A 23,097-nucleotide genomic window follows, 5' to 3' on the forward strand; every position below is an offset into this window, starting at 1 on the left:
TTTTTAAGTCATTTTAAATGACTCTGAGGTGTCTAACAAACCAATAGCGATTCACTGTTCCCCGACATCGGTAACAAGGACATTGCTGAACTGGATACAGGCGATCTGCTAGCTCCCATCAAAAAGATAGAGAAGCTGGGTTATCATGAAATTATCATGAGGGTGAAGCAGTGATCTTACCCGCCAATAGTGGACACGCGACTAAGTGAGTAAACTCTCTACCAGAGGTGACTCACATGACAAAATCCGCACCAATCAGCAAGAAGCCCCGTAAACAGCATTCACCGGCGTTTCGCCATGAAGCCCTGAAATTGGCTGAGCGTATCGGCGTCGCTGCCGCTGCTCGCGAACTCAGCCTGTATGAATCACAACTTTATGCATGGCGCAGTAAACAGCAGCAGCAAATAACATCTTCAGAGCGCGAAAGCGAACTGGCCGCAGAAAATGCCCGCCTTAAGCGCCAACTAGCGAAAAGGGACGAGGAGGTGGCCATTCTCCAAAAGGCCGCGACATACTTTGCAAAGCGCCTGAAATGAAGTCTGTCTTTATCGAAAAACATCGGGCAGCGTTCAGTATTAAAGCCATGTGTCGGGTATTACGGGTCGCCCGCAGTGGCTAGTATGTCTGGCGATGTCGCCGTCATCAGGTCAACTTGCGTCAGCAGTTCCGGCTTGTCTGCGCCGTCAGGGGCTGCGGGCAAAAACCGCCCGGAAGTTCAGCCCAGTCAGCTACCGGGAGCACGGCCTGCCTGTGTCTGAAAATTTGCTGAAGCGAGACTTTATCGCCAGCGGCCCGAATCAAAAATGGGCAGGAGATATCACTTACTTACGTACAGATGAAGGCTGGCTGTATCTGACCGTGGTCATTGATCTGTGGTCGCGTGCCGTTGTCGGCTGATCGATGTCATCAAGAATGACGGCGGCTCTGGCCTGTAATGCCCTGCACATGGCACTGTGGCGACGAAAACGGCCTCAAAACGTCATTGTTCACACCGATCGCGGCGGCCAGTACTGTTCAGCAGACTATCAGTCCATGCTGAAAAGCCATAATCTGCGAGGGAGTATGAGCGCAAAGGGATGTTGTTACGACAATGCCTGTGCGGAAAGCTTTTTCCACTCACTGAAAGTGGAATATATCCACGGTGAGTGCTTTGCCAGTCGGGAAATAATGCGAACGGTGGTGTTTAATTATATCGAGTGCGATTACAATCGCTGGCGTCGCCACAGTGCATGCGGCGGTCTCAGCCCGGAACAGTTTGAAAACCAGAACCTCGCTTAGGGCTGTGTCCACATTACGTGGGTAGGATCAAAAATATCTCGCTGGCTGTATTCAGAACCACGGTGTGCAATATATTTCACCACCAGGAAACACGTAAAAAAAATCATCATCTAATTCCCTATATTCAAAATACCACGCATTTTTAGGCAAAACACCACATTCATGAAAGTTAATTAAAAATGAAACTTAAATGAAACATATCCTCCGTAAATTTCTGGCTTCCCTAGTTAACTAAAAAAAGAAACATCATGTTGAAGAAACTTATATTACCCGTTATGGCAAGTGCAGGCTTTGTTTTAACATCACACTCCGCTTTCGCCCTGGAGTTAAATTACGAACATAAATATGAGGATATCTCCAAAGAGCATACGGATGAAATTGAAATATCTCATGATTTTGAATCAGGCATCGGCATTGGTACAAAAGTTAAATTTCATCCTGTTGAGCAAGCTAATGGTAATGCAGGTAACTTCTTCGACCAAAGAAAGCTTAGCGAAAAAGAGTTTAAAATTAATTATAACCAGGACATTACCGATCGGTTCAGCATCGAACCGGGAATGTCTTTCACCATTAAAGACGATGAGAAAAAATACAAGCCATCGATTAAATTTAAGTATCGCCTGTTTGATAAAACAAAAATTTCTCTTCGCTACCGTAAGGAAATAAGCGACCGGGATGAAAAACCGACTAAGCGCGTTGATCGGGTTGAAGGGAAGATATCGCAAAAAATAGATAAATTAGAATTTAGCTATACGCTCACCTGGTATCATGGTAATGAGAATTTATATAATAAAAAACGCTATAACACCGAGCATGAAGTGGAGGTAGGCTATAAACTCACCAAACATTTCTCGCCTTATATTGGAGCAAAAAACGAGGCCGTATCGAAAAACGCCTCCGAACGGCAGACGGAATATATCCTCGGCATGACCTACGCGTTTTAATCACCACCAGGAGCTAAAATGAAAAAGTTACTGACCTTAAATTTGCTGCTGGCTAGCATGACCTTCAACCTGATTCCCACTTCCTACGCAGCATCAACCGATAGCGATCGCTACACGCTGGAAAAGGTGGTGATGCTTAGCCGTCACGGCGTTCGCCCGCAAACGAATACCGCCAGCCTGGAAGAAGCCACCGGGAAGAAATGGCCTGAATGGAACGTACCGGACGGTTTTTTAACCGGCCACGGCTACGCGGGAATGTTGACGCAAGGCGCGTATCAGTTGGCTGAATGGCGAGCTCACGGCCTGCCGATCGGCGCTGGCGCAATCTGCCAGGAATCGGGAAAAGTATGGCTCTGGGCGGCACCCGATCAGCGTACGAAAGCAACTGGCGCTGCACTACTTGACGGAATGTTCCCCGGCTGCGGAATGGTCACTCACGTCTCGGGAAATAAGTACGACCCATTATTTGATACGATTGAAATGGGCATTGCCAAACCGAATGAGCAACTCGTGTATCAGCAGGTGAGAGAAAGAACCGGTTCTTCGGAGCAGGCGCAAAAAACTCATGCAAAAGCGGTGGCGGATTTACGTCGCGCGGTGTGCGCTGACGATGGCAAAAGCTGTGAATTTTTGGATAAAGAGTGGGAGGTTAAAATAAATGAAAAAGGCAAAGCGAAATTAAGCGGTCCGGTATCAAAAGGTTCTTCGATTGGCGAAACTATTCGTCTGCAATATAGCGAAAATCTACCGCTATCTCAGGTGGCATTCGGGCATGCAAAAAATGCGCAAGAAGTGACTAATTTAATGGCGCTACATGCGGAAAAATATAATCTGGTTAGCAACACAATGGAATATGCCAGCCACGGTGGTTCGCTGTTAATGCGTCAGTTGATTGGGGCATTATCCGATAATGACAAGGGTTCAAAAAGCACCGTACTAAAACGCCCGCTGATTATTCTGGTCGGTCACGACAGTAATATTTCACAGATTCAAACCATGCTTGGATTTAACTGGCAGCTACCGGTTTATCCCCATAACGATATTCCACCAGGCGGCAGTCTGATTATGGAACGTTACCTGGATAAACAGACCGGAGAAAAAATGGTTCACCTGACCTTTAGCGCCAGAACATTAGATCAGTGGCGTCAGCTTTCACCATTAAACGAACAAAACCCGCTGCCGGTGGCCGAATTTAAATCACCTGAATGCCATGAAACCGCTATTGGCGAGCTGTGCCCGCTGAATAAGTTTATCCAGTTGGCAGAGAAAAATCTGGTCGATGATGGCAAGGATTTAGCCGTATTCCAGTAACGTACCATTCACCTGGAAAATGCATGTCCCCGCCTTTTGCCGACAGCCGTAAATTCCGCTGATGGCACGGAAAAATGGCTGAAACACTCAATCCCCCCGTCTCGTTCGGGGGGATAATATATAAATTCGAAAATATTTGCACATACGTGCAAGAAGTTCGCAAAGCTGTAACATTGCGCCGATATATTCCGCACTGTCTTTCACTGCAAGGGATAAACCCGTGGCTTACCAACCCGAAGTTCGCCGCCATACCGCATGGCCTCAATTCCGCCACAAACTGTCGCTCGTCAGCCAGGAACCCGCCAATCTGCTGGGCGTGCTGCTGCTGATTCTGTTCAGTTGGATAATCCTGGCGCCCGTCATTTCAGTGCTGCTGAACGCGGTTCTGGTGCAAAGCGGCGACGAGGGCCGTACTGGTACAACGGAAGGCACGTTTACCACCTGGTACCTGTTGCGCACGCTGACTTCACGCATGTCCGATCTGCTACTCTGGACGCCGCTGCTAAACACCCTGGCCATCGCCCTGAGTACCGTGACCGGCGCGCTGATCATCGGCATCGCTCTAGCCTGGCTCATCAACCGTACCAATATCGCCGGCAGAAAAGGGTTCTCTACCCTGCTGATCGTGCCGTTTATGCTGCCTTCCTGGACCTTCGCGCTGGCGTGGAGCACCATTTTCAAAAACCACGCCATCGGGGGACAGCCGGGATGGCTGGAAGCGATGGACGTACAGACGCCGGACTGGATGGCCTATGGTTACTTCCCGATTGTCGTCATTATGATTCTGCACTACACGCCGCTGGTTATCCTGATCGTCGGCAACGCTCTGAAGCGCATGGACAGCCAGATGGAAGAGTGCGCCCAGGTGCTTGGCGCATCGCGTAACGTTATCGCCTTTAAAATCATTATCCCGCTGGTTCGTCCGGCGTTGCTCTCCGCCGCCCTGCTGATCTTCGCCGACTGTATCGGCGAGTTCGCCCTGCCTTATATTCTCGGGCTGCCAGTACATTTCGATACGCTTTCTACCGGGCTGTACCGGGCGATTGGCACGCGCCAGTCCGGCGTGGCGGCGGTGATTGCCACGGTGATTATGCTGATGGGAATGCTGACCCTGATGCTGGATATGAAAATGCTACGCGAGGCCCGTCGTTTCGTCACGGTGGGCGGCAAGGGCACGATGGAGCGCCGCCGCAACCTGGGGCACTGGCGCATCGCCGCCGCCGCGCTGCCGCTGCTGTTCGTCCTGCTGGGCGTGGCGATTCCGCTACTGACCCTGTTCCTGTCGACGATAATGACGCTGCCCGGCCGCTTCACCGCCGAGAACTTCACTCTTGCCTATTGGATTGGCCATGACCTCGACACGGTGGCCTTGCGCAACGGCATTCTGCTCACGGCGGAGTTCTGGCACACGGTATGGAATACGCTACTGATCGTCGGCTCAGCGTCCATCGTCTGCGGCATCCTCGGCCTGTTGGTTGGTTACGCGGTGATGCGCTGCCACTTCCGCTGGGTCTCTTCCTTCCTGCGTCAGTTGACCTTTCTGCCCTATCTTGTTCCGGGCATCGCCTTTGCCACCGCGTTTCTGTCGCTGTTCGCGGTAGCCCGCGGGCCGGTTCCGGCGCTGTACGGCACGCCGCTGCTGCTGGTACTGGCGCTGATTGCAGAAAAAATGCCGTATGCCAGCCGCTCCGGTATTGCCGCGATGACCCAGCTAGGTAAGGAAGCCGAGGAAGCCGCGCGCATTGCCGGCGCCGGATGGTTCACGCGTATTCACCGCATCGTTATCCCCATTCAGGCCGCACCGCTGGCAACCGGGATACTGCTGCCGTTTATCTCAGGCATCAAGGGCGTCAGCCTCTTCGTCATCCTCGCGACCCCCGCAACGGATGTCCTGACCACCTGGTCCCTGCGCCTGATTGACTACAACTACCAGCAGGCGGCCAATGCCGTGGTGCTGATGATCGCACTGATTTCATGGGCTGGCACATTGATGATCCAGAAGATCACCGGTACCGGTCTTGCAGAGGGTCTGGAGAAATAAAATGCCGACGATTCATTTAACTAATCTGACGAAAACCTATCCGGGCAGCGATGCCCCGGCGGTAAACAATATCAACCTGACGGTACAAGACGGCGAGTTTATGTGCCTGCTGGGACCATCCGGCTGCGGCAAAACCACGATTCTGCGCATGATCGCCGGGATCGAGCACGCCAGTAGCGGGGAGATTGGTATTGGCGATAAGCTCGTTGACTCGATAGCCCGCGGTATCTACGTTCCGCCGGAAAAACGCGGGATCGGCCTGGTCTTTCAGAGCTATGCGCTCTGGCCGCACATGACCGTGGAGCAAAACGTTGATTTTGGCCTGCGTTTACAGAAAATCGCCGCCAAAGAGCGCATCGCCCGCTGTCAGGACGTGATGGAAAAATTACGCATTGCCGATTACGCCAAACGCTATCCGGCACAGCTCTCCGGAGGCCAGCAGCAGCGCGTTGCTCTCGCCCGCATGCTGGCGGTGAATCCCGGCGTACTGCTGCTGGACGAACCGCTCTCCAATCTGGACGCCGCGTTACGCCTGGAAATGCGCGCCGAGCTGCGCCGTCTGCATGAAACCTTTGGCACCACCATTGTGTTTGTCAGCCACGATCAGTGGGAAGCCATGACCCTGGCGACCACCATTGCAGTCATGAGCGCCGGACATATGCAGCAGGTCGGTACGCCGGATGAGATTTACGCAACCCCGGCGAACCGCTTTGTGGCCGAGTTTATCGGTACGCCACGCCTGAATATGATCCCGCTTCATCAGCCATCCAGCGGGCTGGCGCAGCATCTGCAGCAGCGCTTTACCCTGCACGAACAGACCCGGCACTGCGGCATTCGTCCGGAAGAGATCGTTCTCAGTCAGGAACCGGGCAACAATGGTATCCCGATGATGATCGATAACATTATGCCGACCGGCGGAAGTTGGGTGATTGAACTGATTGCCGGACAGGATCGTCTGTTCCATTCCACGCAGTTGCGGCCGCGCTGGCAGGTTCGCCAGCAGGTGCACTGTCAGCTCCCGACCGCCTCCTTGCATTTTTTTAATAGCAACGGGCTACGTCACAATTTCTCTGTGAATTAACCGCATACTGACTTTTGAGGAACGACCATGAAGCATAATCTGACCGCCATCTCGATTGCCGTCGCGCTGCTAAGCAGCCCTCTGGCCCAGGCTGAAACCTTCGATCTCCAGGCGCTGATCGCCGCAGCAAAACAGGAGCAGCCGATTACGGTTTACGCCTCCACCGGTAAGATCGTACAGCAGGCGAAGGCCTTCAGCGAGAAATATGGGCTGAAGGCCAGCGGCGTGAAGGCCGATGCCCCGCAGATTATTGAAATTATGAGCCGGGAAGCGCTGGCAAAAAATGTGCGGACCGATGTCGCCATCGTTGAGGATGCTCCTGCGGGAATGGTCCAGTTGCTGAATAAAGGCTATGTGCAAAGCTGGGTGCCGGACGATCTCAAAGGCAGCATTGCCGCCCGTTATCAAAACCCGCTGACCGTCGTACTGGCCCCGAACGTGTTCGCCTATAATACCGAACATCACGCCACCTGCCCGGTGAATAATCTCTGGCAACTGACGGAACCTAAATGGCGCGGGCGCGTGGCAATGCAGGATCCTACCAGCAAACCGGCCTACACCGACTGGTTCAGCCAGATGGAAACCCACTACGACCAGCAAGTGCGCGATGCCTATCAGCAGGAATTCGGCAAGCCGCTACAAACCGATGAAAAATCCGCCACGGCGGCCTTTGTCAAAGCGCTGGCGAGCAACGGCGTACTGCTGACTCATTCCGATAACGATGCCGCTTCCGCCATCGGCGCGCCGGACAGTAAAACCGACTTTGTCGGCCTGGTGTCCACCGCCAAATTCCGCGACAACAAACAGGGGATGAAGCTGGGCCTGTGCAACGGCCTGAAGCCGTTTATCGGCTGGAACTACCCTAGCCTCGGCGTGGTTGCCACCGGCAGCAAAAGCCCGAATACCGCGAAGCTGTTTATCCACTATCTGCTGAGCGCCGAAGGTATCGCGCCTCAAGGCGTAGACGGCAAAATGTCCACCAACCAGCAGGTAAAACTGCCGGGCGATGAGGCATCCGGCATTGAAAAATATCGCGGCGAACTGATGGAGTACCTGACTGCCACGGTGCAAGAAGACTGGGATAGCCGCCAGGACTGGCAAGATCTCTGGAGTCTGAACTACAAGAAATAACGTTCAGACTCCATAACGGGACAGTACATCATTCATTTAAAACGGGCAGCACACCTTGACCACTATTGATATTGAACAGCGTGAAACGACACTCAAACGCATTATCGTCGAAGCCGGGGATACCGCCCTGCGCTTCTTTCAGACCCGCAAAGCGGGCGAGTATGAACTGAAAGGTCATCAGGATATCCTGACCGAGGCGGATACCTTCGTTGAAGGACTGATTTCAGGCGCGATTAACGAAACCTTCCCTCAGGATTTGATCCTCGGCGAAGAGACCGCCAGTCAGCCCGCCAGCGCGGAGAGTTTGTGGGTGGTGGACCCGATCGACGGCACCGCCAACTTTGCCCGCGGTATTGCCCATTTTTGCGTGTGCATCGCCTGGGTTCGCCACGGCGTCACCGAGCTGGGCGCTATTTATAACCCGGTAAGCCAGGAGCTCTACCTGGCTCGCCGCGGTCATTACGCGCTGAAAAACGACCGACCGCTGCGCTGTAACGCCATTACCGACACACAGCTAGCCTCTGTGGAGTTGGGCTGGTCTTCACGCCACAGTCAGCGCCACTACCTGGACGTCATGGCGGCAATTCTTAATCTCGGCGCCAGCGTGCGCCGCGGCGGTTCCGGCGCGCTGGCGCTGGCCTGGGTAGCCGAAGGGCGTACCGACGGCTACGCCGAAATTCATATGAACGCCTGGGATTGCCTGGCCGGGCTGCTGCTGGTACATGAAGCGGGCGGCCAGACCGGCATCCTTCCCGACAACGCAGAAGCCATTTTCCGTGGTATTCCCGTGCTGGCCGCCGCGCCGGGTATTGCCGATAAACTGGCTCGCGCGACGGGCATTCCGCTCGCCAGCGCAGCGCTGCCTTCGGCTGCCGAAAAGCCGCCAACGGCGCGCTATCCTCGCCCGCCAATCAGCCTGATCGCGGAAGATTTTCCCGGCTGGGGAATGAATATCTATATTGGCGACTCCAAAGGCGTGAGCGACACGGCACAGTTGGCGAAGCATAATATCGGCATCGTCATTAACTGTGCGGTAAACCTCGATATCGACTGGGTCACGATGCCCGAGTCTGGTAGGGCGGCACACCAGCTCTCCCACGGTTCAGGCCCGGTTCGCTACTATAAGCTGGGGCTTGTCGACGGCGACGGCAACGCGCCGGAGATGCTCCACGCGGGGTATCAGCTGATGCGTTCGGCGCTATTGCAACAGATTCCGGACAAGGCCTCTTACCGCAACCGTAAACGGGGCAATATTCTCGTCAACTGTCGCGGCGGGCGCAGCCGCTCGGTAGCGCTGGTGGCGCTATTTATGCACCTGGAATGCCCCGAACGTTTCCCGACTCTCGACGACGCTATCGCCCTGATCCGCGACAAACGTCAGCTCCATCCGGAAGAATGGTTTGAAACGCCGAAGCCGTCGCTGACCCGCCTGGCCGAGCATGCCATTATGCGCGAACACGCCATTGCTACAGCGGAACAATACCATGAGCAATAACCGCCAGAGCAAGAATACTGGTTTCGCCAGCGCCAGCGAGGTGGCGCGTCTGGCGGGCGTGTCCCGGTCAGCGGTGTCGCGCACGTTTACGCCCGGCAGAAGCGTGTCCGACGAAACCCGGAGCAAGGTGCTCGCAGCCGCAGAGGCACTGAACTATCACGTCAATCACCTGGCGCGCGGCCTCTCCAAGGAGGCCAGCCGCCCGGTTTGTATTCTCGGCGGCAACCTTTCCTCCCCTTATCAATCGCGCCTGCTCGAACATCTGACCCTGCGCCTGCACAAAGCCGGGCGCGCGGTGATGGTGATCAACACCGATGACGGTGAAGCAACCGCAAAAGAGGCATTGCAGAAAACGCTAAACTATCGCTCTACCGCCACTATCGTGCTGTCGGGCAAGCCGCCCGTCTCGCTGATTGAACGCTGCCTGCAAAGCGGACAGCAGGTCATTCTGATCAACCGCCTGGGCCAGTTTCCCCACGCGGATAATATCGATCTCGATTACAGTTCAACGATGAAGGAAGCCTTTAATCATCTGATTACGGCAGGATGTCAGCATCTGGCGATTGTCTCCTCCGCAGCCCGTTCGCCGAGTATGGTGGTCCGCGAAACCCGCTTTCTTGAGGCCGCCGAAGAAGCCGGAACTAAAGTTACGTTAATCCGCCCCGGCAACACTAGCTACCAGACGGGGGTACTCGCCGCGCGCGAACTGTTAAACCAGGAGACGCGTCCCGACGGCATATTCTGCGTCACCGATCTTATCGCCTGCGGCTTTATGGATGCCGCTCGCTACGAGTTTGGTCTGAATATTCCGGAAGATATCAGCGTCATCGGCTTTGATGATATTGAACAGGCCAGTTGGCTGGGCTATCAGCTCACTACCTTCTCGCAGCCGCTGGCCGAGATGGCCGAAGCCGCATGTGAACGGCTGCTCTCCCCCTGCGCAAACAAACCGGGGAGCCAACTGTTTGATGCACGCCTCGTGAGACGCGGAACGCTGCGCCAGGAGGTTAATAACGAGGATATGGTCTGAATACGTCATTAGTGCATAACAGATTTCCATCAAAATGCAGGCCCTGAACCTCCGGGTAACATTATGTGGTGCGACACGAGGCTGTTTCTGTGATTGTTTCAGCCAATGCGGGAACGGGACGCAGGAAGAAGCGAATGAACGGTTGTAATGACTGATATATGGTTTTTTTACCGACCTGATGAAGCTGATTAGAAATATCGAGTAGCCAACTGTTTTTCCGATAATCCATCTCCCCAAATAATAGGGCAGCAGTCTACAGGTTACCTATAATCCACTGCCCATTCTTAAGATTATTTGTCCGTATTGCTACACTTTGCTCTGCCTGTGCTTATCCGCATAGTCGGGGCTGTTGATCCATTGGTGATCCACTTCCCAGGTGAAACGCCACTGGCGCGTAGGGCCTGCCATCACATTCAGATAATAGCTGTCATAGCCTGCGATAGTGGCGACGGGGTGGTAGCCACGCGGCACCTGCACTACGTCCTTGTCGTATACCGCCATGCATTCATCTAATGAACGGTCATCGGTATAGACGCGTTGCAGACAGAACCCTTGCGCTGGGTTCAGACGATGGTAGTAAGTTTCTTCCAGATAAGTTTCCTGCGGCGGATTATCGACATCGTGCTTGTGGCTGGGGTAGGAACTGGTGCAGCCTTCATCGGTGTACACCTCGACCACCAGCAGGCTGTCTGCCGCGTTGTTCTCCGACAAAATATTATGCACATAGCGCTGATTATTGCCGGCACCACGCTGTTCAGCATCAATATCCTGTGGGGCGATAAGCCGGGTCGGGTACGTGCCGCCCCCCGGTGCGGCGCACACCGCCAGTTCCAGCGTCGTGTGCGCCGTTACCGTCACCGCCTCGCCCGCCGTGACATAAACCGCATACGGTTTTCTGCGCTCAAACGGGCTCATTCTGTCGCCAATCTGCTCGAAGCGCTCACCCGGCGTAACCACCGTCGCTTTGCCGCTCACCAGTACCAGACAGCGTTCGTTATCACTGGCGGGCAGTGATAGCACCTGCTCCGGTGCCAGTTGATACACATCAAACCCCACGTATCGCCAGCCCGCCGTTTCCGGCGTGATGTGCTGTGTCCGTCCGTGCTCGTCAGGAGTACGATGGCGTGATAAAAGTCGGGACATCTTTTGGCCTCCTTATCTCCCCCCCGCGTCAAGCTGCCAACGCGTTGGTCGGCTGGCAGCTTGAAGATGCGGGGGATATCTCCACGAATCAGATCAATTCCGCCTGCTGGGCGAAACGCTGCAAGTTATTGTAGCCCAGCGTCGCATACGTCAGCGGGTGCGCAACGACGGGATCCTGTTCCGCTTCGACGACCAGCCACCCGCTGTAACTATTATCCTTCAGGAGGCTAAATACCGCCGGATAATCGACGCAACCATCGCCCGGTACGGTAAAGACGCCGCTCAGCACCGCGTCCAAAAAGCTGGTCTTACGGTTCTTCACGTCTTTCAGCACATCAGGACGAATATCTTTGCAGTGAACATGATTGATACGGTGAATCCACCGCGTCGCCACCGCCACCGGATCGGCACCCGCAAACGTCAGATGGCCGGTATCCAGCAACAGGCCAACCTCTGGCCCGGTATGCTCCATGAGATTGTCCACGTCCTGCGCGCTTTCAATCACCGTCCCCATATGGTGATGGTAGGCAATCTGTACGCCCTGACTTTGCGTATAACGCGCAAATTCGGTCAATTTTTTTCCGTATTCCGACCAGCGCTCCTCTGGGAAACGCGGACGCAAATGGACCGGTTTCTGCTGCTCACCGTGAATCGCCCCCGTGACTTCGGCAAACACCAGCACCGTCGCGCCGAGGTCGCGCAGCAATGCCAGATGCCCCTGTACCGCTTCAATCTCTTCTTCCACTGAACGGGTGAGCAGTTCGCCGGAATACCAGCCGGAGACTAAACGCAAATCGTGCGCTTGCAGGATCGGCCCCAGCACGCTGGCCTGACGCGGGAATTTGTTGCCTAATTCAAAACCAGCGAAGCCTGCCTGCCGCCCTTCGCTCAGGCAGGTTTCCAGCGGCGTTTCCGCCCCCAGAGAAGGCAGATCGTCATTGGTCCAGGTGAGTGGATTAATACCAAGTTGAACGGTCATGTTATGTTCCTCAAACAGATAGAAACGGGTCAACCGCGCTGCCGCCACACGGCGATCAGTTGCAGATAGTTATGTTTAACTTGCTCAATCAATTCGGCGTCATCGATCTCGTTACGCAGCCACTTCTGTGCAGGCTGGGCAAACAAGGTGCGACCGACGGCAAAGCCTTTCACGATCGGGAAATTCACAGCAGCGCTGAAGCCCTGTTGCAACGTTTCCAGCGGCGCATCCAGCCCGAGAATGACCACGCCCCGACAATAGGGATCGCGCTGTGCCAGCAATGGCGTGAGCTGTTCCCAGCCTGCGGCAGACAGCGGCGGGAGTTTCCACCAGTCTGGCCGCACACCGAGGTTGTAGAAGCGTTGAATCGCGCGCAGATAAAGCGCATCGCTGTGCGGCATGCCCGCAGGCAGAATGACTTCGAGCAGCAGTTCATGGCCGGACTGGCGACAGGCCTGATAGACCTCTATCACCTTCATTTCCTGCTCGCGCCGCAGCGCGTGAGCGTCTTCCGGGTGGAAGAACACCAGACATTTCACCACGTGCTCTAGCGGCCAGCTCACCAATTGTGAACCAATATTGCCGCGCTCCATCATTAACGGGCGCGATCCCGGCAGTTCAATCGGTCGGCCAATCCACCAGCCTTTTCCAGTGATGTCGTTCAGCGCATCCTGCCCGAACGTGCCGTCACACAGCAGACCGGCTTTGCCCTCCAGCCCCGCCTGCTGCGCCGCAGCATAGCTGGCACGCAGAATCAGTTTCTTCAGCGCCGGAATACGGCTGATTTCTGTGCCGCAATTCAGCGCCATGTCTTCCAGTTGGCTGCGATGATCGAATGCAATCACGCACAGCTCGTGCCACTGCTTACGACGCGTCGTGACGCGATGCAGATGGGTAAGCTCTTCGTCCAAATCGGGACGAGGCACGCTCGCCGCCCGCGCTAAATAGTTATCCAGTTCGATCTTGCTTGGCATGGCTGGCGCACAGCCGTGGCGCGACACCACCAGCGCGCCGCAAGCATTGGCATACGCACAGGCTTTCTCCCAGCCTTCGCCGTTGAGGTAGCCCCGCAGCAGGCCGGACATAAACGCATCGCCCGCGCCCAATACGTTCAGCACATCCACGCGTACGCCTTTGATCGTGATGCCTTTATCCAGATGATCGGGGATAGTATTGCTAAACACCGAGCAGCCCAGCGCCCCACGTTTGCACACTAGCTCCGCCTGCGTGTACTGCCGCACCGTACGTAGTGCCTGTAAGGTATCCGTGCTGCCGCCCGCAATGTGGAACTCTTCCTCGGTGCCGACAATCACGTCGAACAGCGACAGCACCTGCTGCAACTGCTCGGTGACCGCCTGCGCTTCGACAAAGCGGGTTTCGCCATCGCCCAATGATGTCAGTCCCCACAACACCGGACGGTAGTCAACATCCAGTACCGTTTTCACGCCGTTGCGCCGCGCGTATTGCAGCGCCGTCAGCACCGCTTCACGCGTGTTAGGGTGAGAGAGATGCGTGCCGGTAATCGCCAGACAGCGGGACGACGCGATGTAATCTTCGGTGAAATCCTCCGGCGAAATCGCCATATCGGCGCAGTTGTCGCGGTAGAAAATCAACGGAAAGGTATCGCGATCTTTGATGCCCAACAGCACCAACGCCGTCAGACGTTCCTTATCGGTAATCAAATGGCTGGTATCGCAGCCGACCTGATTCAGCTCTTCACGCAGGAAGCGTCCCATATGCTCGTCGCCCACTCGTGCCAGCATAGAAGAACGCAACCCTTGTCGCGCCGTGCCGTAAGCCACATTGCCGGACGACCCGCCCAGATACTTGGCAAAGCTACCCATATCTTCCAGACGCGCGCCGATTTGCTGCCCATACAGATCGACAGCAACGCGCCCCATACAAATCACATCAAACGTCTTTTCCTTACTCATAGCAGCCAATCCTGTAATAAAGAAGAAGTCACGTCAGCTGGCGTATTAGCCCACCTCATCCGCATTCACCCAACGCGCCGTTTCATGTGACAGCACAATCGCATCCAGCACTCGCGAGACTTTCCAGCCCTCTTCGAAGTCCGGCCACATGGGGACGTCAGCCGCAATACCGTCGATCAGATCGCGCACCTCAACCGTTTTCTGATCGTTAAATCCAATACCGTGTCCGGCGCTGGCGCAGAAGGCCGCGTAATCAGGATGCTGTGGCCCGGTCAGCAGCGTTTTGAATCCCTGACGGTTCTCCGGTTCGTCGTGCCGATAGAGCTTCAGCTCTGCCATACGTTCCTGCGTGAAACTCAGCGTGCCTTTCGTTCCGGTCACCACATAGGTCAGCCCCATTTTGCGGCCGCAGGCAATGCGTGATGTTTCAATCACGCCGCGAGCGCCACTGGCGAAACGCACCATCGCATGCGCCTGATCTTCATTTTCGACCTGTACACGCGCGCGGCTGCCCGCGGCTGCTGGACGTTGCGCAATCACCGTTTGCAGATCGCCGCAGACGCTGGCGATATCGCCCACCAGATACTGCGCCATGTTGACGATGTGTGCCGCCAGATCCCCCAGCGCCCCTAGTCCGGCGGTTTCTTTGAAACAGTGCCAATCGGCGGGTTTGTTTGGATCGGCCAGATAGTCCTCGTTGTGCGTACCGTAAAAATGCACCACCTCGCCAATCTCGCCGCTGGCGATAATCTCTTTGGCCAACTGTGAGGTCGGGTTCTTCATGTAGTTGAAGCCCATCAGCGTTTTCACGCCCGCTCGCTGCGCGGCATCGACCATTTCTCTGGCATCACGCGCGTTCAGCGCCAGCGGTTTTTCCGAATAAACATGCTTGCCGTGCTGGATGGCGGCCATCGCCATCGTCTTATGCAGAAAGTTCGGCGCACAGATATCCACCACGTCTATCTCTGGATCGGCCACCAACTCACACCAGTCTCCCGTTGAGCGCAGGAAACCGAACGCCTGCGCCCGTTTGGCTGCCAGTTCCGGTGACACTTCCGCCAGCATCGCCTTCACCAGGTTACCTTTCAGCGGGAAAACTGTCGGCGCCTGCGCATAGGCGATAGCATGTGCACGACCGATATAGCCGGTGCCGATTAACCCAATACGTACATCCTTCATATCCACCTCAGTACGAAAAAAGAACCGGTACGGGTGCGGCTCAGATAGCGCCGCGACGGCTCTTGGCATACGTGTCGAACGCCACGGCCAGCACAATAATTAACCCGGTGATGATCTGCTGGTAGTAAGCCGATACGTTCATGAGCACCAGTCCGTTAATCAGTATCCCCATGATGATCGAGCCAATAATGGTGCCGCTGATCCGGCCATAGCCCCCCATCAGCGAGGTACCACCGATGACCACCGAGGCGATAACGCGCAGCTCGAAGGAGAGCCCTGCGACCGCTTCCGCACTGCCAAGACGGGCGCTGAGGATAAAGCCTGCCAGCCCGGCCAGACAGCCAATCACGACGTAGACGCTAACCAGTACCCGCTGCACATTGACGCCGGCCAGACGTGCCGCTTCGGTGTTGCCGCCAATGGCGTACACGAATCGGCCCCAGCGGGTTTTATGCAGTGCCAGATACCCCAGCAAGGCGACCAGCGCGAAGATCCAGATCGGCACCGAAATACCGAGAATCTCGCCCCGTCCCCACCAGCGATAGCCGGGGTCAAAGCCGGCAATCGGCGCACCGTCGTTCATCACCAGCGTTAACCCGCGCCAGATGGTCATCCCACCCAGCGTGACGATGAACGGCGGCAGGCGCAGTTTGGTCACGCCCAAACCATGCAGGAAGCCAATCAAAGTGCCCATTGCCAGACAGACGCCTAACGCAACCAGCCAGCTCAGGCCGTACCAGGCATCGGGATCGACGGTGGTGAAGTTGTCACCTTTAACTACCGACGCGGCGGTGATGGCACACACCGCCAGAATGGAGCCGACGGACAAGTCGATCCCGGCAGTCAGAATGACGAATGTCATCCCTACCGCCATGATGCCGTAGATGGAGACTTCGGTCAGAATGTTGGTGATGTTGCGTTCAGATAGAAAGTTGCTGTTCTGCGACTGAAAGAAAATCAGCAGCAAAATCATGAAAATAAATACGCCAAAGCGTTCAAAAAAGGCAATCGGGTCAAAACGTCCACGTGTCGTGGACGGCGTAATAGGCTTAGAAAGCGGCTGCTGGGACATGCGTCACCTCCGTTATGCTGCGTGTAATGCGTCATGGCAAATGGCCATCATCGTCATCAGTGTTTCTTCTGTGGCGTCATCGCCATGAATTTCCCCGCTAATCCGCCCTTCGCTGAGCGTGATAATGCGGTCTGAAATTGCCATGATTTCCGGCAGATCGGACGAAATCACAATCACGGCGACGCCTCGCTTCGCCATATCGAACAGCACCTGATGCACTTCGGACTTGGTGCCAACATCAATGCCACGCGTGGGCTCATCCACAATCAATACTTTGGGATTCAGCGCCATACAGCGAGCAAGAATCACCTTTTGCTGGTTGCCGCCCGACAGCTTGCGCACCTCCTGCTCGCTGTTCACCATCTTGATGTGCAGCGCCTGACGGTAGGTTTCAATCAAATCGTCTTCCTTGCCGGTGTTCACAAACCAGCGCCAGCGCATGAGCGACGAAAGGTTGGAGAGTGAGATGTTTTCTCTGATCGATAGCCCCAGCACCGCGCCCTCTTTCTTACGGTCTTCCGGTACCAGCGCAATACCTTGCGACAACGCATGCCGCGGCGTAGATGGATGATAAGGGGCGTCATCCAGTACAAATTCACCGGTAGAGAACGCGTCGGCGCCAAACAGGCAGCGCGCGATTTCCGTCCGCCCTGCGCCCACTAGCCCGGCAATGCCGAGCACTTCGCCCGCATGCACCTGAAAACTGATGTTCTTTAGCGCGATGCCGTGCGCATCTAACGGCGGTTTTTCCCGGCTTAAGCCCTTCACCGCCAGACGTACCGGCTTATCCTGATGATGCGTTTCTGAAGGCGGACGGCGGTTAAACACCACGTCACGGCCCACCATCAGACGAATAATCTCCTGCACATTGGTGCTGGCGACGTCGCCAGAACCGGTGTAACGACCGTCCTGAAATACGGTAAACCGATCGCACAGTTGGAAAACTTCATGCAGCCGATGCGTGACATACACCACGCTCACACCGCGCCCTTTCAGCTCGCGCACCACGCGGTGCAGGCTGTCAACTTCACTGTCGCTCAGCGCCGCCGACGGTTCATCCATCACAATCAGCTTGGCGTTCAACGTCAGCGCTCTGGCGATTTCCACCATCTGCTGCTGCGCCACGCTCAAACGCGCGACCTGCGTCATCGGCGCAATGTTTAATTTCAGATAATCCAGTACCGCTTTCGCCTCGCGATTCACCGCCATCGCGTCCACGAATACGCTGCTACGCTGCGGCTCGCGTCCCAGGAACATGTTCTCCGCCACGCTCATATTTGGCAGCAGATTAAACTCCTGATAAATGGTGATAATCCCTCGCTTTTGGCGCTCAACGGGCGATTCGAGCGGCATCAACGTCTCGCCGCCAAACCAGATGTCGCCGCTGGTCTGCGGCTGCGCCCCTGCCAGCGCTTTCAACAGCGTCGATTTACCCGCGCCGTTTTCTCCCAACAGCGCATGAATCTCTCCCGGCTGTACGGTCAGCTGTGCGTTGCTCAGCGCCCAAACACCGGAGAAGTTCTTTGTCAAACTGGTAATGTTCAGTAGGGGTTCCGTCATGTTTACCTTCCTCCCGCAAGGCCGCGCAAACGCGGCCTGCTGAATACCGTTTACATAGAAAAGGCTTTATTTACCTGCTTCGCCAATGCGTTCGGCATCGTTCAGGTTCTCTTTGGTAATCATGGTCGGTTGGTAGTCTGCCCCGGTGATCGGCCCCTGACTGCGGATGTTATTGGTCAACTGCGTCAACGCGGTGGTCACGGCGTAGCCTGGGCGCTGATCGGCGGTAACGGCCAGCCAGCCGTCGCGTACACGCGCCAGCGCTTCCGGCACGGCGTCAAAGCCGGTTACCATCACTTCACCGGGTTTCAGACCCTGCCCCTGCAAGGCTTCAATCGCGCCCAGCGCCATATCGTCATTCGCGGACAGGATGACCTGTGGGCGCTTAGGCAGCGACGGCAGGACGCTTTCTACGATGCGCATCCCTTCGGAACGCATCCAGTTCCCCGTCTGATCAGCCACAATGTGGTACTTGCTGCCGCCCGCTTTCAGGCTGTCGCGAATTCCCTGTGTCCGTTCGATGTTAGAAGAAGAGCCCGGCTGGCCAGTCAACAGAATGATCTCTGCCCCATTCGGAAATTGGGTTTTGACATAGTCAGCAATCGCCTGACCACCTTTGTAGTTGTTGGCCCCAAAGTGCGGCACCGCTTTTTCTGTTTTCACCGAACGATCCAGCGTCACCACTGGCAGTTTGGCATCTTGAATTTCTGTCACGGCACTGGAAACTGCATTAACGTCATTCGGTGACACCACGAAGCCCTGCGCGCCGCGAGTAATGGCATTTTCCAAATCGGCGGTCTGCTTCGGTGAGCTACCTTGTCCATCCAGCACTTGCAAGTTCACCCCCAGTTCTTTGGCGGCTTTGATGGCGGTGCGCTGCATATGGACTTCAAACGGCATGGCGAGATTCGGCGTACTGAAAACGATTTGTTCATTTTGGGCCTGAGCAAGACCAGACAGACCCAGTGCGATGGCGATTGCGGAAACGCTGATGATCTTTTTCATATGTCTTTTCTCTGCTTCTGTTATGAGTATGGGTGTAGGGTTGAAAGCAGGTAAAACGCGATGTGCCGATAGGGTTACACGGCGACCTCCTTGCCTTGATCCAGTGATTCAAAGGCTTTATCCGCCAGATTCAGCGCACGCTCACCGTCAAGCCCGGAGCATTCCGGCTGCGTGCGGCCATTCAGCACATCGACAAAATGCTGCCATTCAGCCGCGTAGGCGGCGTGATAGCGTTGCAGGAAGAAATATTCGGGTTTCGCCGCCAGACAGCCGTCATCGGTCCACTGCTCGACCACGTTTTCGCGGATATTGCCCGCGCTGAGCACGCCTTTCGCGCCATGTAATTCGAGGCGCTGATCGTAGCCGTAGCCCGAACGACGGCTGTTGACGATGGTCGCCATCGCGCCAGAGGCGAACTTCAGCACGATAAACGCGGTATCGATGTCGCCCGCTTCACCAATCGCCGGATCGACCAGATTACTGCCTTGTGCAAAGACTGACACTGGCTCTTCGCCCATAATGAAACGTGCCATATCGAAATCATGGATCGTCATATCGCGGAACATACCGCCGGAAACGCGGACATACTCAGCAGGCGGCGGCGACGGATCGCGGGAGATGATCAGGAGAGATTCCGGCTTGCCGATACGGCCTTCGCCCGCCAGCGTTTTGACGCGGCGGAATTGCGGGTCATAGCGGCGGTTGAAGCCCACAAACAACGGCACGTTCTGCTGTTTGACGACGGTCAGGCAGTCGCGAACACGGGCAATATCCAGATGCACCGGTTTTTCACAGAAAATGGCTTTGCCATGCTTCGCAGCCAGCTCAATCAAGTCGGCGTGCGTGTCGGTCGCGGAGGCAATCAGGACGGCATGCACTGCCGGATCGTTCATGACTTCATCCACGGTTTGTACGTTGGTATGGTAACGTTCGGCCAGCGCTGCGGCATTGGTTGGGTTGGGATCCACGACCGCATACAGATTGGTCTCTTTGTGTGCCGCGATGTTCACTGCATGGACCTGACCGATGCGGCCCGCGCCCAGTAAAGCGATGTTAAACATAGATGCTCCCTTGCTGCCTGAGTGGCGTGTAATGCCAGACTGAAAAAGTGACGGATAGCGGCTAGTCGCATTCTTCCCAGCCCCATCACCCGCTCTTTACCGCAAATCCTGATAGATAAAATAAAACATTTATTTCAGTTTTGTATAAATTGAAAATTATGTTTTTGCGCGCAAGTTAACATTTTCATGACATCTTCGCGGTTTTCTGCAACCCCAATCACACATCGCGTGAGAACGTTTGTGGGGATATACATGCGTATCAGGGGGATCGGTTAGGTGCTGGCGCACGGCGGGAGGAAAAATGAAACTGCGGTTTGAAAATGAAATGGATGTTTCAATTAAATTTCTTATTTACAGCAGAAGCGAAGTACCCGACAGAACGAAATCGCAAACACCATTTGCATATGCGATCCCTTCGTCAAATTTTTATGCAGATTCAGAGACCGTTTCGTGCGCCACAATACCGCCATCCCATGCTACCTCGTAGCACGCGCCCGACGCAGGGCGCTCAGTCGCCGCCGCCCTGCGAACCCTGGCTTCCGGCTAAATTATGTCGCTACGCGATGCCTTCGTCGGTATCAGGCTTAACGGACCGCTTGCGACACGCTCCCGGCGTAGCGCAAGCTTGAGCCGCGTCCATGCGGCTCATCCTAAGCCTGCTATCTCCTCAGCATAATTTCTTACGCCGGATTACGCCCAACCTCACTTGCACTCCTGCGTTATTTGTAGAGAAAAGACAGTGTGAAAAGGAGATCATTTAATACTGACGGGCGCGGGAGAGCGCCGCTTTCACGCTATTGGCAGCAGCCTCAATCTCTGGATTATCCGCAACCTGTGCCGTGCCGGTGCGCCACCAGGATTCATAGCCGTGGGTCATGGTCTTCGGCAGCACCTTGATGTCGAGCAGCACGGGCCCCACATGCTGGCGTGATTCCGCCAGTGCCTGCTTAAGCGAAGTTTCATCATGCACCCGCCACGCTTTGCAGCCGTAGCTTTCCGCGTTCTTGGCAAAATCGACCGGAATGAGCGCGCCGCGCAGTTGTCCCGATTCCGCATCGCGGTAGCGGTTTTCCGTACAGAAGCTGCCCATTCCCTGACTCATTTGCAGGTTGTTGATACAGCCGAAGCCCGCGTTGTCGAACAGCAGCACGGTGATTTTGATGCCTTCCTGTACCGCTGTTTGCAGTTCGGTGTGGAGCATCAGATAGGAACCGTCGCCGACCATCGCGTAGACGGGCTGTTGCGGTGCAGCAAGGCGTGCGCCAATCGCCGCCGCAATCTCGTACCCCATGCAGGAGTAGCCATATTCCAGATGGTAGCTGTCCGGCGTTTTCACCTGCCAGAGCCGCTGTAGATCGCCCGGCAACGAGCCCGCCGCGCCAACCACAACGGCGTTATCCTCCAGCTCATCATTCAGGATCCCCAGCACACGCGTTTGCGTCAGATGGGTATTCAGCGTCTGGCGATATTCATCCAGCTTGTCTTCCAGACCATCCACCACTTCCGGCACCAGTTCGCCCTTATCCTGCACGGTAAACAACCGCTGTAGCTCGCGTTCCCATTCCGCGCGAGCCTGTTCAACGGTCTGCTGCCAGTCGCTACGATACGACGCCGTCGCCAGCCGGTCGGACAGTGCTTCCAGCCCGACGCGCGCATCGGCGATCAAGGGCAGCGCATCCAGTTTTAGCGCATCAAATTCGGCCACGTTAAGCAGTAAAAATTCGACGTTCGGGTTCTGAAACAGCGACTTGGAACCGGTGGTAAAATCGGTTAAACGCGTCCCGACACCGATGACCAAATCCGCCTCGTGCGCCAGCCGATTCGCCGCCAGCCCGCCCGTCACGCCGATGCCGCCGCAGTTCAACGGATGTGAGGATACAATCGCGCCCTTGCCCGCCTGCGTTTCGCCAAACGGAATAGCAAACTGCTCGGCAAACTGCGCCAGCGCATCATGCGCGCCAGAATAACGAACACCGCCGCCGCAAATCAGCATCGGGCGACGCTTGCTCGCAATCAGCGCCGCCGCCTCATCCAACCGAGCCGCATCCGGCGGACGGCGTTCGAGGTGATGGACACGCTTGCGGAAAAACGATGCCGGATAATCCCAGACCTCTGCCTGCACATCCTGCGGTAAACACAGCGTCACCGCACCGGTATCGGCCGGATCGGTCAGCACACGCATGGCGTTAACCAGCGCGCTCATCAGTTGTTCAGGACGATTAATGCGATCCCAATAGCGGGACACCGGTTTAAAGCAGTCATTGGTACTGATCGACAGATCGTGATACTGCTCGACCTGCTGTAACACGGGATCCGGCTGGCGGCAGGCGAAGAGATCGCCGGGCAACAGCAGTACCGGAATGCGGTTGGCGGTGGCGGTTGCTGCGGCAGTCACCATATTTGCCGCTCCCGGCCCCACCGACGAGGTCACCGCATAGATTTTCCGCCGCTTGTGCTGTTTAGCAAACCCGACGGCGATGTGCGCCATTCCCTGCTCGTTGCACCCCTGATGCACAGTGAGACGGTTTGCCTCCTGCTCCAGTGCCTGGCCGATACCCAACACATTACCATGACCGAAAATGGTCATGACGCCCTGCACAAAGGGGGATTCTTCACCGTCTACGCTAATGTATTGCTGGTTGAGAAACCTGACCAGCGCCTGCGCCATGGTGATGTGACACGTATCCATTGATCTACTCCTTAAATAAGGATCTGATTTCTATAATAAACTATGCATATTCAGCGAGCATTTCGTGCGCGAAAATTTAGCCATTCTTATGCTACGTTGTAGCACGTGCCCGACTCAGGGCGCTCAATCGCCGCCGCCCTGAGAACCCAGGCTTATGGCGATAA

At 55.6% G+C, this 23,097-nt stretch carries 16 protein-coding genes and 2 pseudogenes; 9 read left to right on the forward strand and 9 right to left on the reverse strand.

Annotated features, from left to right (window positions below; all coding sequences use genetic code 11):
• Positions 1 to 54: 54 nt before the first annotated feature.
• The 9 genes and pseudogenes from ACKQAD_RS05125 to ACKQAD_RS05165 all read left to right on the forward strand — a co-directional run.
• Positions 55 to 171, forward strand: a pseudogene (locus ACKQAD_RS05125) (phage integrase central domain-containing protein); the annotation flags it as partial.
• A gap of 65 nt (positions 172 to 236) precedes the next feature.
• Positions 237 to 1,278 (forward strand): annotated as a pseudogene (locus tag ACKQAD_RS05130) (IS3 family transposase).
• Between the two features lie 248 nt (positions 1,279 to 1,526).
• A complete protein-coding gene (locus ACKQAD_RS05135) occupies positions 1,527 to 2,222 on the forward strand; it encodes an oligogalacturonate-specific porin KdgM family protein (protein ID WP_409159158.1) in 696 nt (231 codons plus the stop codon).
• A gap of 18 nt (positions 2,223 to 2,240) precedes the next feature.
• A complete protein-coding gene (locus ACKQAD_RS05140; RefSeq protein ID WP_409159159.1) occupies positions 2,241 to 3,533 on the forward strand; it encodes a histidine-type phosphatase in 1,293 nt (430 codons plus the stop codon).
• A gap of 136 nt (positions 3,534 to 3,669) precedes the next feature.
• Positions 3,670 to 5,574 carry an ABC transporter permease gene (locus ACKQAD_RS05145; protein WP_409159160.1) on the forward strand — a complete coding sequence of 635 codons (1,905 nt, stop codon included), beginning with the start codon at positions 3,670 to 3,672 and terminating at the stop codon, positions 5,572 to 5,574.
• A gap of 1 nt (position 5,575) precedes the next feature.
• Positions 5,576 to 6,655, forward strand: a complete 1,080-nt coding sequence (locus ACKQAD_RS05150; RefSeq protein ID WP_409159161.1) for an ABC transporter ATP-binding protein — start codon at positions 5,576 to 5,578, stop codon at positions 6,653 to 6,655.
• Between the two features lie 27 nt (positions 6,656 to 6,682).
• On the forward strand, positions 6,683 to 7,786 hold the full coding sequence (locus ACKQAD_RS05155; protein WP_409159162.1) for an ABC transporter substrate-binding protein: 1,104 nt from the start codon (positions 6,683 to 6,685) through the stop codon (positions 7,784 to 7,786).
• A 55-nt stretch (positions 7,787 to 7,841) separates the two neighbouring features.
• Positions 7,842 to 9,281, forward strand: a complete 1,440-nt coding sequence (locus ACKQAD_RS05160; protein WP_409159163.1) for an inositol monophosphatase family protein — start codon at positions 7,842 to 7,844, stop codon at positions 9,279 to 9,281.
• On the forward strand, positions 9,271 to 10,311 hold the full coding sequence (locus tag ACKQAD_RS05165) for a LacI family DNA-binding transcriptional regulator (protein WP_409159164.1): 1,041 nt from the start codon (positions 9,271 to 9,273) through the stop codon (positions 10,309 to 10,311). Before ACKQAD_RS05160 ends, ACKQAD_RS05165 begins: the two co-directional genes overlap by 11 nt.
• Before the next feature lie 306 nt (positions 10,312 to 10,617).
• Here ACKQAD_RS05165 and iolB read toward each other — a convergent pair whose 3' ends face one another.
• The 9 genes from iolB to iolD form a co-directional block, all read right to left on the reverse strand.
• The gene (gene iolB, locus ACKQAD_RS05170) at positions 10,618 to 11,454 is read right to left on the reverse strand and encodes a 5-deoxy-glucuronate isomerase (protein ID WP_409159165.1); all 837 of its coding nucleotides are present in this window, start codon (positions 11,452 to 11,454) and stop codon (positions 10,618 to 10,620) included.
• An 88-nt stretch (positions 11,455 to 11,542) separates the two neighbouring features.
• Positions 11,543 to 12,433, reverse strand: a complete 891-nt coding sequence (iolE, locus tag ACKQAD_RS05175; RefSeq protein ID WP_409159166.1) for a myo-inosose-2 dehydratase — start codon at positions 12,431 to 12,433, stop codon at positions 11,543 to 11,545.
• 29 nt (positions 12,434 to 12,462) lie between these two features.
• A complete protein-coding gene (locus ACKQAD_RS05180) occupies positions 12,463 to 14,367 on the reverse strand; it encodes a bifunctional 5-dehydro-2-deoxygluconokinase/5-dehydro-2-deoxyphosphogluconate aldolase (protein WP_409159167.1) in 1,905 nt (634 codons plus the stop codon).
• Between the two features lie 45 nt (positions 14,368 to 14,412).
• A complete protein-coding gene (locus ACKQAD_RS05185; protein WP_409159168.1) occupies positions 14,413 to 15,546 on the reverse strand; it encodes a Gfo/Idh/MocA family protein in 1,134 nt (377 codons plus the stop codon).
• Positions 15,547 to 15,586: 40 nt separating this feature from the next.
• Positions 15,587 to 16,618, reverse strand: coding sequence for an ABC transporter permease (locus tag ACKQAD_RS05190; protein WP_409159169.1), 1,032 nt, complete (start codon positions 16,616 to 16,618; stop codon positions 15,587 to 15,589).
• Between the two features lie 12 nt (positions 16,619 to 16,630).
• Complete coding sequence (locus tag ACKQAD_RS05195; protein ID WP_409159170.1) at positions 16,631 to 18,178, reverse strand: sugar ABC transporter ATP-binding protein; 1,548 nt, start codon at positions 18,176 to 18,178, stop codon at positions 16,631 to 16,633.
• 66 nt (positions 18,179 to 18,244) lie between these two features.
• Positions 18,245 to 19,183, reverse strand: coding sequence for a substrate-binding domain-containing protein (locus tag ACKQAD_RS05200; protein ID WP_409159171.1), 939 nt, complete (start codon positions 19,181 to 19,183; stop codon positions 18,245 to 18,247).
• Between the two features lie 74 nt (positions 19,184 to 19,257).
• A complete protein-coding gene (gene iolG, locus ACKQAD_RS05205) occupies positions 19,258 to 20,244 on the reverse strand; it encodes an inositol 2-dehydrogenase (RefSeq protein ID WP_409159172.1) in 987 nt (328 codons plus the stop codon).
• A gap of 757 nt (positions 20,245 to 21,001) precedes the next feature.
• Entirely contained in the window at positions 21,002 to 22,933 is a 1,932-nt protein-coding gene (gene iolD, locus ACKQAD_RS05210) for a 3D-(3,5/4)-trihydroxycyclohexane-1,2-dione acylhydrolase (decyclizing) (protein WP_409159173.1), read from the reverse strand.
• Between the last annotated feature and the right edge of the window lie 164 nt (positions 22,934 to 23,097).

Origin of the sequence: Pectobacterium artocarpous (genome assembly GCF_046159765.1) — a bacterium.
Classification (GTDB): domain Bacteria; phylum Pseudomonadota; class Gammaproteobacteria; order Enterobacterales; family Enterobacteriaceae; genus Pectobacterium.